At 61.7% G+C, this 17384-nt stretch carries 9 protein-coding genes; 6 read left to right on the top strand and 3 right to left on the bottom strand.

Annotation, left to right across the window (positions count from 1 at the left end):
* Positions 1 to 31 precede the first annotated feature (31 nt).
* From JFU57_RS32420 to flgE, 6 genes are all read left to right on the top strand, one after another.
* Positions 32 to 964 carry a chemotaxis protein CheV gene (locus JFU57_RS32420; RefSeq protein WP_020295657.1) on the top strand — a complete coding sequence of 311 codons (933 nt, stop codon included), beginning with the start codon at positions 32 to 34 and terminating at the stop codon, positions 962 to 964.
* A gap of 44 nt (positions 965 to 1008) precedes the next feature.
* A complete protein-coding gene (gene cheR, locus JFU57_RS32415; RefSeq protein WP_078470835.1) occupies positions 1009 to 1836 on the top strand; it encodes a protein-glutamate O-methyltransferase CheR in 828 nt (275 codons plus the stop codon).
* Between the two features lie 254 nt (positions 1837 to 2090).
* Positions 2091 to 2498 carry a flagellar basal body rod protein FlgB gene (flgB, locus tag JFU57_RS32410; protein WP_020295655.1) on the top strand — a complete coding sequence of 136 codons (408 nt, stop codon included), beginning with the start codon at positions 2091 to 2093 and terminating at the stop codon, positions 2496 to 2498.
* 3 nt (positions 2499 to 2501) lie between these two features.
* Positions 2502 to 2945 carry a flagellar basal body rod protein FlgC gene (flgC, locus tag JFU57_RS32405; protein ID WP_020295654.1) on the top strand — a complete coding sequence of 148 codons (444 nt, stop codon included), beginning with the start codon at positions 2502 to 2504 and terminating at the stop codon, positions 2943 to 2945.
* 15 nt (positions 2946 to 2960) lie between these two features.
* On the top strand, positions 2961 to 3698 hold the full coding sequence (flgD, locus tag JFU57_RS32400; protein ID WP_201131996.1) for a flagellar hook assembly protein FlgD: 738 nt from the start codon (positions 2961 to 2963) through the stop codon (positions 3696 to 3698).
* Positions 3699 to 3728: 30 nt separating this feature from the next.
* Positions 3729 to 5063 carry a flagellar hook protein FlgE gene (gene flgE, locus JFU57_RS32395; protein ID WP_078470833.1) on the top strand — a complete coding sequence of 445 codons (1335 nt, stop codon included), beginning with the start codon at positions 3729 to 3731 and terminating at the stop codon, positions 5061 to 5063.
* 397 nt (positions 5064 to 5460) lie between these two features.
* Here flgE and pbpC read toward each other — a convergent pair whose 3' ends face one another.
* The 3 genes from pbpC to JFU57_RS32380 form a co-directional block, all read right to left on the bottom strand.
* Entirely contained in the window at positions 5461 to 7758 is a 2298-nt protein-coding gene (gene pbpC / locus JFU57_RS32390) for a penicillin-binding protein 1C (protein WP_201131995.1), read from the bottom strand.
* A gap of 34 nt (positions 7759 to 7792) precedes the next feature.
* Complete coding sequence (locus JFU57_RS32385) at positions 7793 to 13639, bottom strand: alpha-2-macroglobulin (RefSeq protein ID WP_201131994.1); 5847 nt, start codon at positions 13637 to 13639, stop codon at positions 7793 to 7795.
* Positions 13640 to 13810: 171 nt separating this feature from the next.
* Positions 13811 to 16702, bottom strand: a complete 2892-nt coding sequence (locus JFU57_RS32380) for a ribonucleoside-diphosphate reductase subunit alpha (protein ID WP_020295649.1) — start codon at positions 16700 to 16702, stop codon at positions 13811 to 13813.
* Positions 16703 to 17384 lie beyond the last annotated feature (682 nt).

Here is a 17384-nt window from a genome sequence, read left to right as displayed (position 1 = left end):
GTCGGAACTTAAAGCTTTGGGGAGTCTGGGCATGGCGGGTGTAATGGATGCGGTTAACCAGCGCACGCAACTGGTTGGGCAGAATCGCCTGGAGCTGCTGCTGTTCCGTCTGGACGGCCAGCAGCTTTACGGGATCAACGTGTTCAAGGTTCGGGAGGTGTTGCAGTGCCCGAAACTGACCTTGATGCCTAAATCCAGTCCTGTCGTGTGCGGTGTCGCAAGTATTCGCGGGGCGACCATCCCGATCCTGGATCTGGCAATGGCCACCGGTTCGGGTGGTTTGAAAGACCTGAGCAACCCGTTTGTGATCATCACTGAGTACAACACCAAGACCCAGGGATTTCTGGTGCGGTCGGTGGAACGTATCGTCAACATGAACTGGGAGGAGATCCATCCGCCACCCAAGGGCACCGGTCGCGATCACTACCTGACGGCCGTGACCCGGGTTGACAATCAGTTGGTCGAAATCATCGATGTCGAGAAGGTGCTGGCGGAAGTGGCGCCGACCTCGGAAGTGATTTCAGTCGGTGTGGTGGACGTCGAAACCCAGCACAAGGCGATTTCCCTGCGGGTACTGACCGTCGACGATTCGTCGGTGGCGCGCAAGCAGGTGACGCGCTGCCTGCAGACGGTTGGCGTGGAAGTGGTCGCGCTGAACGACGGCCGCCAGGCCCTGGATTACCTGCGCAAGCTGGTGGACGAGGGCAAGAAGCCGGAAGAAGAATTTCTGATGATGATTTCCGACATCGAGATGCCGGAGATGGACGGTTACACCCTCACGGCCGAGATACGCAACGATCCGCGCATGCAAAAGCTGCATATCATCCTGCATACTTCGTTGTCAGGTGTATTCAATCAGGCGATGGTGAAGAAGGTCGGTGCCGATGACTTTCTTGCCAAATTCCGTCCTGATGACCTGGCATCCCGGGTAGTCGACCGGATCAAAGCAGCAGACAACAGCTAGGGGCATCGGCTCCTGGCGGTCATACGATTTAAGAGGCGGCATCATTGTCTACGGGTAATTTGGATTTCGAACAGTTCCGGGTCTTCCTGGAAAAAGCCTGTGGGATCTTGCTGGGTGAGAACAAGCAATATCTGGTATCGAGCCGTCTCAACAAACTGATGGAACAGCAGGGCATCAAATCCCTGGGTGAGCTGGTGCAGCGTATTCAGACCCAGCCGCGCAGCGGTTTGCGCGAGCAGGTGGTGGATGCCATGACCACTAACGAAACCTTATGGTTTCGCGATACCTATCCCTTTGAGGTCCTGAAGAACAAGGTCCTTCCCGAAGCGATCAAGGCCAGTCCGAACCAGCGCTTGCGCATCTGGTCGGCCGCCTGCTCGTCGGGCCAGGAACCCTACTCGTTGTCGATGTCGATCGACGAGTTCGAACGGACCAACATGGGCCACCTGAAGATGGGTGTGCAGATCGTTGCCACCGATTTGTCCGGCACCATGCTCAACAACTGCAAGACCGGCGAATACGACAGCCTGGCCATTGGCCGCGGCCTGTCTGCCGAGCGCCTGCAACGCTACTTCGACCCGAAAGGGCCGGGGCGCTGGGCGATCAAGGCGCCGATCAAGAGTCGGGTGGAATTCCGCTCGTTCAATCTGCTGGACAGCTACGCGAGCCTCGGCAAGTTCGACATCGTGTTCTGCCGCAACGTGTTGATCTACTTCTCCGCTGAGGTGAAGAAGGACATCCTGATGCGCATTCACAGCACCTTGAAGCCGGGCGGTTACCTGTTTCTTGGCGCATCCGAGGCGCTCAACGGCCTGCCTGATCATTTCCAGATGGTTCAGTGCAGCCCGGGGATCATCTACCAGGCGAAGTAGGCCGGGTGGAGAGCGAGTCGATAAAAGGAGGCCCTTGGGCCTCCTTTTTTGTGCCTGGTCGTTGCCGGGTCGCGGCGTAAAAGCGGCAGTGAGGTTGCCGCTTTGCTGGCGCATCGCGGAAATCCATTGCCGCTTTTCTGGCATTGCCGCCTTGCCGCTACCGGCTAAGCCTTGATTTACGGGGCTTTTGCACTTGGCACGGGGCTTGCTATATCCAGATTACGAAAAATCAGGTCACCCAAAGGTTTCCCGACATGAGCATCAGCTTCGATAAAGCGCTCGGTATCCATGAACAGGCTCTGGGCTTTCGCGCCAAGCGCGCCGAAGTTCTGGCCAACAACATCGCGAACGCCGACACCCCGAACTACAAGGCTCGGGATCTGGATTTCTCCGCCGTGCTCGCCGAGCAGAACGAGAAGACCAAGAACGGCACCTTTGCCTTGAACATGACCAACAGCCGTCATATCGAAGCTGAAGGCATGGGTAACGGCGACGAGTCGCTGCTGTACCGCACGCCGATGCAGCCTTCCATCGACCAGAACACCGTGGACGCCCAACTGGAACAGTCGAACTACGCCGAGAACTCGGTCAACTTCCAGGCCAGCTTCACGCTGCTCAACAGCAAATTCAAAGGGCTGATTTCGGCCCTGCGCGGAGAGTAATCCATGTCCCTCGCCAGTGTTTTCAATATCGCCGGTAGCGGCATGAGTGCCCAGACCACTCGCTTGAACACCGTCGCCAGTAACATCGCCAACGCCGAGACCGTGTCGTCGAGCATCGACCAGACCTACCGTGCCCGCCACCCGGTGTTCGCCACCATGTTCCAGGGTGCGCAGAGCGGTGGCAGCCAGTCGCTGTTCCAGAACCAGGACTCCACCGGCCAGGGCGTGCAGGTGCTGGGTGTGGTCGAAGACCAGAGCAACCTCGAAGCGCGTTACGAGCCTAACCATCCGTCCGCTGACGCCAAGGGTTATGTCTACTACCCCAACGTCAACGTGGTTGAAGAAATGGCCGACATGATTTCCGCGAGCCGTTCGTTCCAGACCAACGCCGAAATGATGAACACCGCCAAGACCATGATGCAGAAGGTCCTGACCCTCGGTCAGTGATAAGGGGCCTCTCCAATGAGCATTAACGACACCACCAGCACCACCAGCAGCTTGAGTCTGAATCAGATTCTCGCGAACTCGTCGAAAAAGACTGCGACCTCAAGCGCCGACGGCATTACCTCGGCCACCAACAGCGCCACCGGTAAAAAAGCCCTGGGCAAGGATGCGTTCCTGCAACTGCTGGTGACCCAGCTGAAAAACCAGAACCCCCTGGACCCGCAGGACAACAGCGAGTTCGTGGCGCAACTGGCGCAGTTCAGCAGCCTGGAAGGCATCACCACGCTCAATGACTCGGTCACCGCGATTTCCGGCAACTACAAGTCGAGCCAGGCCCTGCAGGCCTCGTCCCTGGTCGGTCGCTCGGTGATCGTGCAGTCCGGCACTACCCAGGTCGACACCACCAAGAGCATGACCGGTTCGATCACTGTGCCGAGCAGCGTCGCGGGCGTGACCGTGACCATCACCGACAAAGACGGCAAAGCGGTGAAAACCATCGACCTGGGCAGCCAGGTTGCGGGCACCTCGAGCTTCACCTGGGACGGCACCAAGACCGACGGCACCAAGGCCGACCCGGGCAACTACACCTTCAAAGCCAGCACCACGATCGATAACACCGCGGTCGCTCTGGTCACCTACCTGCCTGCGACGGTCAATAGCGTCACCATCAGCCAGACTGGCGGTGAGTTGATGTTGAACCTCGCCGGACTGAGCAGCCCGATCGCTCTGTCCAAAGTCAAAACCATTGGTATATAGAGCCGACTAACCCGGCACAAGGAGTGGAATATGTCTTTCAATATCGGCCTTAGCGGTCTCTATGCAGCCAACAAGCAGCTGGACGTTACCGGCAACAACATCGCCAACGTCGCAACCACCGGTTTCAAATCGTCGCGCGCGGAATTCGCCGACGTCTACTCGGCCACCAAGCTGGGCAGCGGCAGCAAAGTGATTGGCAACGGCGTGCGCCTGGCCAACGTTTCCCAGCAGTTCAACCAGGGTGACGTGAACAACACCGGCAACGTGCTGGACATGGGGATCCAGGGCCAGGGCTTCTTTGTCCTGAGCAACAACGGTTCGTTGACCTATACCCGTGCCGGTACCTTCAAGACCGACAAGGAAGGCTACGTCACCAACTCCGACGGCACCGCTCGCCTGCAGGGTTACGGTGTGGACGCCAATGGCAAGATCATCAATGGTGTGTTGACCGACCTACGGATCGACACTTCGAACCTGGCGCCCAAGGCGACCACTTCGGTGTCTTCGACCATCAACCTGAACTCGACGTCCGATCCTATCGACGACACGATCGTGGGTAACAAGTTTGACCCGACACTGTCGGCAACCTTCACCAAACAGTTCAGCACGCCGATTTTCGATACCCAGGGCAACGAGCACCGCATGGACCAGTACATGGTCAAGACGGGCGCCAACACCTGGAAGACCTACACCCTGATCGACGGCCGCAACCTGGACGGCAGCTTGCCAACCAAGGATGGCAGTACCACCGATCCGGTCGCTTCGACCATTACTTTTGATACATCCGGCAAGTTGGTGCAGGTCAGTACACCTAACCCGGCTGACGCGACTAAACCCATCATCAGCAACGACCTGAAGTTGACTGGTTGGGTTCCAGGCACCGTGACCAATGGTGTATGGAAATCCAATGGCGCCAGCTCTGGTGGCACGGTATCGGTCTCCCTGGCCAATACCACCCAGTTCAACGCCGATACCGCCCGCTCGATCCCGGCCCAGGACGGCTACGCCACTGGCCAGATCACCAACCTGACCATCGACGGCAGCGGTGTGTTGCTGGCCAACTTCAGCAACAACCAGACCAAGCCGATCGGTCAGATTTCCCTGGCCAGCTTCACCAACGAGCAGGGCCTGCAGCCGGTAGGCGGCACCAGCTGGAAAGAAACCTTCGCGTCGGGCATCCCGGGCTACGATGCGCCACAGACCGGTACCCTGGGTTCTGTGGTGTCCAACTCCCTGGAAGAGTCCAACGTCAACCTGACCAACGAACTGGTCGAGCTGATCAAGGCGCAGAGCAACTACCAGGCGAACGCCAAGACCATCTCCACCCAGAGCACCATCATGCAGACCATCATCCAGATGACCTGATGCTGGCGGGCTGATCATTCAGCCCGACTCGCCACGAAAAGCCCTGCCGGTTCATGCCAGCAGGGCTTTTCTGTTTTGGGGCTGGGCAGGGCGCAGTGGCGAGCGGCGGCGCGACAGACAATTGTCATATTCAGCGACTACATTGCTGGCACTCGCCAACAGGGAACGTGCCCGAATGAATGTTTTTCTTGATCTCCTGCCGATGCTGTTCTGCGGCATGACCTTCGCCTGGGTGTGCCTGGGATAGCGCGGGTTCGGGCCGCTGTAGCCGCTGCCGCCAGGCTCGGGCCGCGTTCGGACGCTGGCCCTTTTAGACGGCGCAGTTTTCCCTGATGTAATCCAGTGCCTGATAGGGGCAGTGCAGCCTCGTCAAGCTCGGCAGCGGCTACAGGCTGGGTCAGGGTTGGAACTCTACGTTCAAGGTGCGGCTGGCGCTGCGGCCCTGGTCATCGGTGACTCGCAGTTGATAGCTGGCGGACCTTTTTGGTCGCCAGGTGAGGCCGACCTGGGGTGGGCCCTGGCCGATCAGGGTCTGGTCGGCGAACCAGTACAACCGGCGTGCGTCACTGGCGGCATTGGCGCTCAGCTGGATGTTTTCTTCCGGCCGCGACAGGCGCAGGTTGTAGGTCACCTGGGTCAGCGGCGAGCGTATTTGTGGCGCCTCGCTCTGATCGGCATTGCGCTCGGGCTGGCAGGCCTTGAGCACATTGGGCACTGCGCGCCTTGGCAACCCCGCGGCTCGGTATAGCCGGCGCACATCGCTGGGCCAGAATTCGAAGACCTCCTCGCGGGTGTACTGCGGGTCAAACGGCGGGCAGGCGGCCTTGCCGGTGCGGGTGTCGATCAGCACTGGGCGATGCAGGTTAGACACCCGGATCGGTGACACGCCGGGGATGTACCAGGTCTTGCGGGTTTGTGGGCACCAGCGGTTGGGCAGTTCGCCCGAGGCGCTGCACACCTGGATCCGCGTCAGCCCGGACGGCGGTTTGTCGGCGCGCTCGGCGACCGTGGGCAGGGCCAGCGGCAGGGCGTCGGCGATCCTGAAAAACAGCGGCCCCGCGGTCTTGGCCCCAATGAACTGCGGGTTGGGCCGGCCGTCGAAATTGCCGACCCACACCACCAGCACATAAGGCCCTACCAGTCCGGCGCTCCAGGCGTCATGAAACCCCCAGGAGGTGCCGGTCTTCCACGCAGTGCGCCAATGCCGGCCGCGGCTGTCGGCCGGCAGCCCATCCGGACGCGGGTTGTGGCGCAGCATGTCGCGCACCATAAAGCTCGCTTGCGGGCTGAGCAGTTGCTCGCCGCTGCCGGTCGGCTGCTGGCTCAGGTAGCGCAGCGGTCGCAGGTGGCCGTCACCGGCCAGCATCAGGTACAGCCGGGCCAGTTCCTCCATGCTCATCTCGCCGCCGCCCAGGGCCAGGGCCAGGCCGTAATGCCCTGGCGCGCGCAGCCTCTTGACGCCGGAGCGTTGCAGCAGGTCGTAGAGGGTCGGGGTTTTCAGCTGGCTGGCGAGCCATACCGCCGGAATGTTGCGACTGCGGATCAACGCCTCCTGCGCGTTCAGCGGGCCGATGAAACTGCCATCGAAGTTCTCCGGCTGGAAGTAACCGAAGTTGCTCGGCATGTCCCTGAGGATGCTCATGGGGTGGATCAGCCCCTGGTCGATCGCCAGCCCATAGAGAAACGGCTTGAGGGTCGAGCCCGGCGAGCGTCGCGCCAGCACGCCGTTGACCTGGCCCTGAATCGGCAGCGAGAAATAGTCGGCCGAACCGACCAGGGCCTTGACGCTCTGGTCGCGGGTATCGAGCAGGATGGCGGCCGCATTGTCCACGCCGAGGTCGTGTTTTTCGCCGATATAACCCTGGATCAGGCGCTCCAGCAGGCGTTGCAGAGGCAGGTTGAGGGTACTTTGCAGCTCGCTGCCGGCGTGGGCGGCCAGCAGTTGTTCGCTCAGGTGCGGCGCAAGAAACGGTAATTGCTGGCGGCTGCGGGCTTCCAGGGGCAATTCCAGCAGGCTTTGATTGCGTGGGTCATCCGGATAGGCCTCGCGCCAGGCAGCCATCAGGCGCAGCCGGGCCTGTTGCAGGTCGGCGGTGAAGGCCGCGCGGCGGTTGGGTTGTTGCGGAATCACCGCCAGGGCCAGGGCTTGCGACAGCGAGAGCTGGGCTGCCGGCCTGGCGAAGTAGACACGGCTGGCCGCTTCGGCGCCTTCGATATTGCCGCCCATGGGCGCCAGGTTCAGGTAGGCCTCGAGGATGTCGTGCTTGCTGTAGCGCGCCTCCAGCCACAGGGCCAGCACCATCTGTTGCAGCTTGCCGGGAACCTGTCGGGTGTTGAGGTCATACAGCCTGCGCGCCAGCTGCATGCTCAGGGTCGAACCGCCCTGGCGCAGCCCGCCGCTGTAGGTGGCCAGCGCAGCGCGCAACAGCGCCGGCGGGTTGACCCCGGGGTGGTAGTAGAAATTGCGGTCCTCCTTGAGCAGCAGGGCCTGCACCAGTGACGGCGAGATGCGCTCCAGAGGCAACCACAGACGGTATTGACCATCGCTGGCAAGGGTCATGCGCAGCAGTGTGCCATCCTCGGCCAGCACCACTCGCGACGAAGGCGCCGCCTGTTGCAGCGGCGCATGGGGCCACAGCCGCAGCAGCCCCAAGCCGATTGCCCCCAACAGCAGGCCCTTGAACAGCGGTCTCAAGCGCTGTCCAAGGGGCCTGCGTTGGGGCTGGGGCTCAAGGTTTGACGATTTCAAGCTGGCCTACCTTGCCACGTCCTTGCAGGGTGGTCTGGTAGAGCCCTTCGGCATACGCCGGCGGCGTGTTGAAGGTCCCGGCGTTGGTGGCGCGCACGCGGTAGACAAAGGTCGCGGCGTCGCGCAGCACGGTGCCGTAGAACACCACACGGTCATCGCGCACATCAATGTACTCCGGCTGCCAGTTGCTCAACTCGCTCTCACCGACCGGCGCTTGCCAGGATTCCTCGTCGTCATCGCCGGACGATTGCTCCTGGTCTTCATCCTCCTCGTCGCGCTGCTTGGGCTGCGGCGGCAGGCGATAGACCGGCTCGACGCCACCTGGCAACAGGTCGACCACGGCCACTTGCTGCACCTGGTCATGTTCGGTGGCCCGCAGGCGCAGGCGCACCAGGAACTCATCGCCCACGCTGACCTGGGTCACCGGCTGGCCCTTGAGGTCGAGGTAGTCATGGATCACTTCCAGGCCATTGCTCAGGGGCTGGGTGTTGGCGCCGCGATCGAAACCGGCTTCGCTGAGCATGTAGAACGCGGCAGGACCGGAGGACTTCTCCAGGAGCAGCTTTTCAGTGGCCGCCGGCACCGCACTGCGCGGTGGCTGGCCGATCATGTTCAGCAATTGCTGGGACTTGTCGTTGAGCCAGGCGCTGGCCTTGAGGTGCATGCCGCTCTCGGCGCGCTGCCCGTAGTTGTCCAGCGCCCGCAACAGCAGGGCGGCCGACAGTGAGTTGTAGCGCTGCTCGTTGAGACGCTTGCCGAGTTTATCCAGCAACTCGAGCGGCACATCGTCCACCAGGTCGGGGAAGTGTTTGCTCAGCAGGTGCAGGTGTTCGGCATCGTGCACCAGGGGGTCGTAATACAAACCGTCGCTATCCCAGCGGTCGTTCAGGGTGCGCCAGGGAAGCTTGCGGAACAGCCGATCGGCCAGGCGATCCTGTTTCAGGAGCTTATAGCTGGCCGCCAGGTAGGCCGCGCCCAGGTCGTTCTGCCAGGTATCGCGGTGATAGGTTTCGTAACGCTCGCGGATATCGCTCAGGGCACCGCTGACCAGGATCCCCTGGCGGCTCAGCAGGTAGCTGGCGTAGGCGCGGTTGCGCAATTCCTGCAGGCCTTCGCTCGGACCATTGGCGATCTCGGTCAGGTAGGCATTGGCCCGCTCCAGCAGGTCGCCGGGCACGGCCAGGCCGCGTTCGCGGGCTTCGATCAGGAAGTCGGTGGCGTACAGGCTGGCATAGGGCGTGACCTGTGGGTTGGCCGCCCACAAGCCGAAGCCGCCGGCCTGGTTCTGCCGTTGGCGCAGTACCCGCAGCAGGCCGTCGAAGCCCTGTGTGGATGGCACGCTCGCTTGCGCATCGCGCCAGATCAGCGCCGGCATGGCTTTGGACACCAGTTGCTCGGTGCAGGCGTAGGCGTAGTCGTCCAGGTAGTGTTTCAGGCCGTCGGCCCATACCAGTGGCGACGCGGCAACACCCACCTGGACATTGCGCAACTCGCTGAACAGATTGCGGGTCGGCAGCAGTTCCTGGCTGGCGCCTTCAAAGCGGCCGAGGGTCAGGGCCACCCGGTGTTCGCTCAAGGGGCGGACCGAGGTGGTTTCCGCGACCTGGATTCGTTTGCCGTCGGGCAAGACCGCGATAAAGCGCAGGTCGGCGGAGCCGAGGTTTTCCAGGACCTTGATCCGGAACTGCGCCACGCCTTCCTTGCGCGGTTGCAGTTGCAGTGTGCTCCCGGGTTCGCCTTCGACCTGCAGCCCGGCGCTGGTTTGCAGCTCGAACTTCACGGCGGTATCGACTTCCAGGTTGCTGAAGACCCCGGCGCTGACCGTGAAAATATCCCCTGGGGCGACAAAGGCCGGCACGTTCGGCGTGATCACCAGCGGGCCGCGCACCTCGCTCGCGCCTTCACTGACGCCGACGCTGTTGGCGTCCACCGCCACGGCAAACAGATGCAGCTTGCCGTTGAAGTTGTCCGGCAGTTGGTAGTGCAGCACGCTTTCGCCCGCCGGCAGGTCCACCACCCCCGACCACCAGGCCACAGGCGGCTGGTGCTTGCGCTTGAACGGGTTGAGGTGCGACGCCAGGGCGCCCTCGGTGTCGCCACCCGGGGCTGCGCCACTGAGCAGGCGGCTGAACTCCGGCAGGATCAGGTCGAGGATCTGGCTGGTGCCGACTTCCAGGGCACGTTTCTGGAAGAAGAAGCCCAGCGGGTCAGGCGTCTTGTAGCGCGCAACCTGCAGGATGCCTTCATCGACCGCATAGATCACCGCGCGGGTCGGCCGGTCGTTGCTGACCTTGATATCCAGCACTTGCCCCGGTTCGATCTGCGCCGGCCCTTCGACTTTCAGCGGCATGCGGCGCGCGTCGAGGTTGATGCTGAAGGGCACCACACCATAGGACAGCGGGCTCATGTAGACCTCGGACGAGCCGATGTCACGCACGAACTGCACGTTGACGTAGGCGTTGCCCTCTAGGCCCTTGGGCACCCGAATGTGCTGCACGCTGTTGGTGCTGTCGGCCTTGAACCACTGCTGGCTGTAGACCTTGTCGCGCTCGATGGTGATCAGCCCGGCGCCGGTGTAGGGCGCGCGAATGCTGATGGCGATTTCGTCGCCGCTGGCGTAGCTGCGTTTGTCGAGGCGCAGTTGCAGTTCGGCGTTGCGTTCCAGGGAACGCGAAGTGTTGCCTTTGCCAGCGACGCTGTAGTCGATCTGGTTCAGCAGGTTGCCGTTGGCATCCTTGAGTTGCAGGGTGAAGTCGCCCGGCGTCTGGGTGTCCAGCACCTGGGTCGCGCCCTGCTCGGTGAGCGTCAGCGGCGAGGCGGGTTGAGCCGTGTCCTTGAGGCGTGACTCGTACTTGTAGGTGCCATTGGCCTGCTTGACCAGCACCGACACGTAGCGGTGCTCGATCACCTGGCTGACCAGGCCTTCAACCGCACGCGGGCTCAGGTCCGGCCCGACAGCCAGCCATTGCACCTGGCGCGCCGTACCCTTGGCCACGTAGGACAGCGAGTCCTGGCTCTTCACCCCGATCAGGTAGGGCGCCGAAGACACCAGCAACGAACTTTGCGCCGCCACATTGCGCCCACCCTCGGCCTCGTACACCTGGGTCAGGACCTGCAGGCGGTAGGTGCTGTTGGCAAAACGCTTGAGGTCCAGGTCGAGCACGGCCTGGCCATTGTCGTCGGCGGTGGTTTCCGCCAGGTCTTCGCTGCTGGCTTCAGTCAGCGAGTCGTTGAGGCGGAAGCGGTACTCGGGGTAACGCTCGAACCCCGCCAGTGCCGGGTTCAGCGACAGGTTGGCGGTGATCCGCCGCCCTGCGGCCGGCGCGCCGAACAGGTGCAGCGCCGTGACCTTGGCCTCAACCTGATCCGGCGCGATCCAACCGGCGACCGGGGTGTCGTGCAGGCTCAGGCTGACCTTCAGGCGGTCCGGCTCGAAGTCGCGGACCTTGAAATTGACGCTGCCCAGGTGGGTACGCAGTTGTTTGTCGCCAATCAGTTGCAGGGTCGCGGTGTAATCGCCGGCCGGCGCCACGTCGCTGCTGGCAAAGTCGTAGCTTTCAAAACCGCTGGAGGACAGCTTCAGGGGCTCGCGCACCACCGTCAGGCCCCGTGGGTCGGTGATCAGCAGTTCGACCGGCAGGCCCTGCAAGGCACCTTTCCAGTCGCCACTGCGCACGATCATGCCCAGGTGTGCGGTCTCGCCCGGGCGGTACAGGCCCCGGTCGCTGAACAGGTAGGCGCTCAGGCGGTTGCTGGTGCCGTCTTCCTGCAGGCCGCCGACGTCGAAGCGCGACAGATCCAACTGTTGCGACTGGCGGGCGATCGGCAGGAATGACTGATCGTTGCCGCGGGTCACCACATACATCAGCGGGGTTTTCTCGCGTCGCAGCTCGTCGAGCTTGGCGAAGTGCGCGTGACCCTGGGCGTCGGTCTTGCCACTGCTGACCGGCAAACCGTTGCGTCCGATGATCTCGACCTGGGCCTCGGCCACCGGCAGGCCGCTGCCGATGGATTGCACGTACAGGTCATGGCTGCCGTCGCTGGAGCGCTTGGCGATGATGCCAAGGTCCGTGACCACGATAAAACGCAGGTCATTGGTCGCGCTTTGCGAGTAACCGTCGAAGGTGCGCTGGCTCGGTTGGTCCTGGGCGCTGAGCTTGAGCACGAAGATCCCGCGGCGACCGCCGTTGGCGCTGAGGTAGCTGCCAAGGTCGACGTTGTCGTATTGGGTCTTGGACGGATCGCTGGCGGACAGCGGGATGTCCAGGGACTGGCGCTCGACCATGCGGTCGAAATAGTCATTGGCAAAGTTGGGGCGGGCAAAGCTGCCGCTGCTCTGGTCGACCAGGTGTTGCAGCTGGTTGGGCAGGACGCGGGCGATCTCCACGTGGGCGCCGGGTACGCCACGGGCCATGAAACCTACGCGTTTTTCACCGGTGAGGCTGAGCAGGGCACCGTCGGACAGAAAACGCAGGGTGCGCGGGTAGGCCGGCATGCTCAGCAATGAGGTTGTAGGGTTTTTCGCCAGGTAGCCGCCAATCGCCTCGATCCGCGCCGGGATTTGCACATAGAGGGTGCGCCCCGCGGGTGCCTTGAACTTGAAGGCGTGCTCGGTATTGAGCGGCTCGACACTGGGTACATGGCTGAGCTTGATCGGTTGCGAGCGGGCCAGCAGGGCTTCGTCGATGTCCTTGGCGTTCCAGGGGGCGAGGTCGTCCTGGGGTTTTTCCGGCAGCAGCCAGGCCTGGACCTTGCCGGCAATCGCCTCGTCGGCCACGGCGCTGGAGCTGGTGAACATCAGCACCGGCTCGGGTTCGCCGCGATCATTGTCGGCGAAGTTGATTTCGCTGTTGCTGAAGGTCAGCCGATAGCGACCGGGCACCGTCACCAGGCGGGTTTGCGAGGAAGGGGTGGCGTTGCCGCCCAGTTGAGACTTGACCCCTTCGCCGAGGGTCAGGCTGATCTGGTTGGTTTCCAGTGGTGTGGCCAACGCCGCAGAGCGGATATAGGCCTGCAGCTTGAAGGTGTCGAAGCTGATCTCGGGCTGATTCGCGGCTTTTGGGTCGCGGTATTGCAGGCCGGTGCCGAGGGAGAACTTGATTCGTTTGCGCACGCTCTCTTCATCCACCGGGTGGGTGAACCTGAAGGTGGCGACCTGCTGTTTCAGGCTGGCGTCGACCGGGTCCTGATACAGCTCGTTCTGAACCAGGGTGGCGCTGAATGCGGGAGTGGAAAATGTGTTGCTGTACTGGCTCAACAGCACGCCATCGGCCAGCAGCTTTTTCTTGGCCAGCTCGACGCTGTATTTGGCGTCGATCGGCCAGTCCTGGTCCGGGGTGAATTGCAGGGTGCGGTCCTCGACCCAGCGCCAGCTGCCGGCGACTGCCGGGCTCAGGGTGATGCCTTCGGTCACGGGTTGATTGATGGCTTCAAGGGGCGCCACCGATTCATTGAAGCGGATACGCAGGGTGTCGATCAGCAGCGGCTGCCGGGTGTAGTCGGTCAGGCTGGGGCCCTGCACGCTGTAATGCACGGTGTGCGGTTGCGGCAGGTTGGAGTACCAGTGCCAGCCATACAGGCCGCCGGCACTCAGCACGGCGAGGGTCGCGATGCCGGCAGCAAATTGCCGTGGGTAGGCCTGGACCTTGCGCCCGATGGCGGTCAGGCCTCGTCCCAGTGCAGGGATCAGTTTGCGCAGCCAATAGGGCGGGCGCCATTGGCCAAGAAGGCTTTGCGCCAGCCACAGGGTCAGCCCGAACAACAGGCGTGCCACGGTTGATAAAACGCCGAAAAGGCGGCGCGCTGCGTCCCTGCACCTGGCAAACATTGCAAAAAATCCCTGAAGTTGAATGGCGCGCCATCTTACACCTGAACACCCGCCACAAACCGTGGTTTAAGCGGTTGTCACCGGTAAATTGCAAGCAAAAGAAAACCCCCGATAAACCAGAGGTCTATCGGGGGTTCGGTTCAAGCGCCTGGCGGCGCTCAAAGGTTCAGCTTATTGGCAGGCTTCGCAATCCGGCTCGTCGATGGCGCAAGCCTTCGGCACTGGAGCGGGACCTGCTGGAGCGGCCAGGACCGAGTCATCACCGTGGTTGCCGCTGGAAACAGCGTTCAACTTGCTGGTGCTGATGGTGGACTTCTCGGTGCTGGTCGCGGCCAGGGCACGGAGGTAGTAAGTGGTTTTCAGGCCACGGTACCAAGCCATGCGGTAGGTCACGTCGAGCTTCTTGCCCGAAGCGCCGGCGATGTACAGGTTCAGGGACTGAGCCTGGTCGATCCACTTCTGACGACGGCTGGCGGCGTCAACGATCCACTTGGTGTCCACTTCGAAGGCCGTCGCGTAGAGCTCTTTGAGTTCTTGCGGGATGCGCTCGATCTGCTGTACCGAACCGTCGTAGTACTTCAGGTCGTTGATCATGACCGAGTCCCACAGGCCGCGGGCTTTCAGGTCGCGAACCAGGTACGGGTTGATCACGGTGAATTCGCCCGACAGGTTCGATTTCACATACAGGTTCTGGTAGGTCGGTTCGATCGACTGCGATACGCCGGTGATGTTGGCGATGGTGGCGGTCGGTGCGATGGCCATGATGTTGGAGTTGCGAATGCCTTTCTGCACACGGGCGCGAACCGGTGCCCAGTCCAGGGATTCGTTCAGGTCGACATCGATGTACTTCTGGCCACGTTGCTCGATCAGGATCTGTTGCGAATCCAGCGGCAGGATGCCCTTGGACCACAGCGAACCCTGGAACGTCTCGTAGGCGCCACGCTCGTCGGCCAGGTCGCAGGAAGCCTGGATCGCGTAGTAGCTGACCGCTTCCATGGACTTGTCGGCGAACTCGACCGCAGCATCCGAACCGTAAGGAATGTGCTGCAGGTACAGCGCGTCCTGGAAGCCCATGATGCCCAGGCCCACTGGACGGTGCTTGAAGTTGGAGTTCTGCGCCTGTGGCACCGAGTAGTAGTTGATGTCGATCACGTTATCGAGCATGCGTACGGCGGTGTTCACGGTGCGTGCCAGCTTGGCGGTGTCCAGCTTGCCGTTGGTGATGTGGTTCGGCAGGTTGATCGAGCCCAGGTTGCAAACAGCGATCTCGTCCTTGTTGGTGTTCAAGGTGATCTCGGTGCACAGGTTCGAGCTGTGGACCACGCCCACGTGCTGCTGCGGGCTGCGCAGGTTGCACGGGTCCTTGAAGGTCAGCCATGGGTGGCCGGTTTCAAACAGCATGGACAGCATTTTGCGCCACAGGTCTTTGGCCTGGATGGTCTTGAACAGCTTGATCTTGCCTGGGTACTGGGACAGGGCTTCGTAGTACTCGTAACGCTCTTCGAAGGCCTTGCCGGTCAGGTCGTGCAGGTCCGGCACTTCGGACGGCGAGAACAGGGTCCACGGGCCATCATCAAAGACGCGCTTCATGAACAGGTCAGGGATCCAGTTGGCGGTGTTCATGTCGTGGGTACGACGACGGTCATCACCGGTGTTCTTGCGCAGCTCGATGAACTCTTCGATGTCCATGTGCCAGGTTTCCAGGTAGGCACAGACAGCGCCTTTGCGCTTGCCACCCTGGTTTACGGCAACGGCGGTGTCGTTCACTACTTTGAGGAACGGAACCACGCCTTGGGATTTGCCGTTGGTGCCCTTGATGTACGAACCCAGTGCGCGCACCGGAGTCCAGTCGTTACCCAGGCCACCGGCGAATTTAGACAGCATGGCGTTGTCGTGGATCGCGTGGTAGATGCCCGACAGGTCGTCCGGCACGGTGGTCAGGTAGCAGCTCGACAGCTGTGGACGCAGGGTGCCGGCGTTGAACAGGGTCGGGGTCGAAGCCATGTAGTCGAAGGACGACAACAGGTTGTAGAACTCGATGGCGCGGTCTTCGCGTTGTTTCTCTTCGATCGCCAGGCCCATGGCCACGCGCATGAAGAAGATCTGTGGCAGTTCGAAACGCACGCCATCCTTGTGGATGAAGTAACGGTCGTACAGGGTTTGCAGGCCCAGGTAGGTGAACTGCTGGTCGCGCTCGTGGTTGATGGCCTTGCCGAGTTTTTCCAGGTCGAACTCGGCCAGGACCGGGTTCAGCAATTCAAATTGAATGCCCTTGGCGATGTAGGAAGGCAGTGCCTTGGCATACAGGTCGACCATCTCGTGGTGAGTGGCGCTTTCGGCTACTTCGAGGAAGCTCAGGCCTTCGGCACGCAGGGTGTCCATCAGCAGGCGAGCGGTCACGAAGGAGTAGTTCGGCTCACGCTCGACCAGGGTACGGGCGGTCATCACCAGGGCGGTGTTGACGTCCTTGAGGGCCACGCCGTCGTAGAGGTTCTTCAGGGTTTCGCGCTGGATCAGGTCGCCGTCGACTTCTTCCAGGCCTTCGCAGGCTTCGCTGACGATGGTGTTCAGGCGGCCCATGTCGAGCGGCGCCATGCTGCCATCGGCACGGGTGATGCGGATCGATGGGTGAGCCTGCACCGGCTCTTCGCTGGTGGAACGCACGGCGCGCTCTTTGGCGCGCGAGTCGCGGTAGATCACATAGTCGCGGGCCACTTTCTGCTCGCCGGCACGCATCAGGGCCAGTTCGACCTGGTCCTGGATTTCTTCGATGTGGATGGTGCCGCCCGATGGCATGCGGCGCTTGAAGGTCGCGGTGACCTGTTCGGTCAGGCGGGCCACGGTGTCGTGGATTCGCGACGAAGCGGCAGCATTGCCGCCTTCAACTGCAAGAAACGCTTTGGTGATAGCGACGGTGATTTTGTCATCGGTGTAAGGAACGACAGTGCCGTTACGCTTGATCACGCGCAGTTGGCCGGGCGCGGTGGCGGACAGATCCAGATTTGAATCAGCGGCCTGCGGCGCGGTGCCCTGCGGGTTCTCGCGAGTTGTGTCGGTTTGCATGGGTGTCTCCACGTTCTCTATGTTTGTTTGGGCACCATCACGGTGCCCACCGTTCCGTCCTGAAGCACTACAACCGGCATGGGCCGGGCATAACCACTTCGGGACAGTTCAGGAAGGGGGCTGTTGGCGCCGCTTCCATGCCGAAGTCTTGGGTCCCGAGCTTTTGGCTCAAGCACCTGTTCCTGATGGATGACAGTCTGTGACTGCAACACCCGTACCGTTTTCCCCTGTGGCAGGTTGGAAAACAGTAGCCATCCGCACGCGCGGTCTTGGTCTTCTAAAAAAGCGATTGGTTCACCAAACTTGGGCAAGAAAAGGGCTTGAGTTTCTTGTCTGATTTGTGTTTGGTTTTTTGCGCAAAACCCTAGATGTAGGGTTTTTTTTGCGCCGGGCTACAAGATAATGCGTTTTTGGGGGTGAATGCAATGTACAGCCTGTGGATAAGGTTGTGCGTAAATTGTGTATGAAAGCCGCAAACCTCATGCAGGCCGCAGTAGGCCTGGATCAAACCGTTTGTCACTGTTTTTTACCGCCGGAAACTGTCCTGGGCGGATTTTTGCGGGCGCGAACCCTATCACAAAAAAGGCCGCTGTCCGAACCGATTTGCCTCCTTGTGTTCACCTGCCTGGCCATTGCTACAATCGGCCGCGCTTTAAGCAGTCTTATCCACCTCAAACATTAC

The sequence above is a fragment of the Pseudomonas sp. TH07 genome (genome assembly GCF_016651285.1).
Taxonomy (GTDB): domain Bacteria; phylum Pseudomonadota; class Gammaproteobacteria; order Pseudomonadales; family Pseudomonadaceae; genus Aquipseudomonas.
The sequence above is the reverse complement of the archived record's forward strand: the minus strand, read 5'-3'. Positions and strand labels throughout refer to the sequence as shown.

Bases quoted from the DNA above. Each gene is read 5' to 3' on its own strand.
- JFU57_RS32420 (WP_020295657.1), top strand. From the start codon at position 32: ATGGCGGGTGTAATGGATGCGGTTAACCAGCGCACGCAACTGGTTGGG.
- flgB (WP_020295655.1), top strand. From the start codon at position 2,091: ATGAGCATCAGCTTCGATAAAGCGCTCGGTATCCATGAACAGGCTCTG.
- flgC (WP_020295654.1), top strand. From the start codon at position 2,502: ATGTCCCTCGCCAGTGTTTTCAATATCGCCGGTAGCGGCATGAGTGCC.
- flgD (WP_201131996.1), top strand. From the start codon at position 2,961: ATGAGCATTAACGACACCACCAGCACCACCAGCAGCTTGAGTCTGAAT.
- flgE (WP_078470833.1), top strand. From the start codon at position 3,729: ATGTCTTTCAATATCGGCCTTAGCGGTCTCTATGCAGCCAACAAGCAG.
- JFU57_RS32385 (WP_201131994.1), bottom strand. From the start codon at position 13,639: ATGTTTGCCAGGTGCAGGGACGCAGCGCGCCGCCTTTTCGGCGTTTTA.
- JFU57_RS32380 (WP_020295649.1), bottom strand. From the start codon at position 16,702: ATGCAAACCGACACAACTCGCGAGAACCCGCAGGGCACCGCGCCGCAG.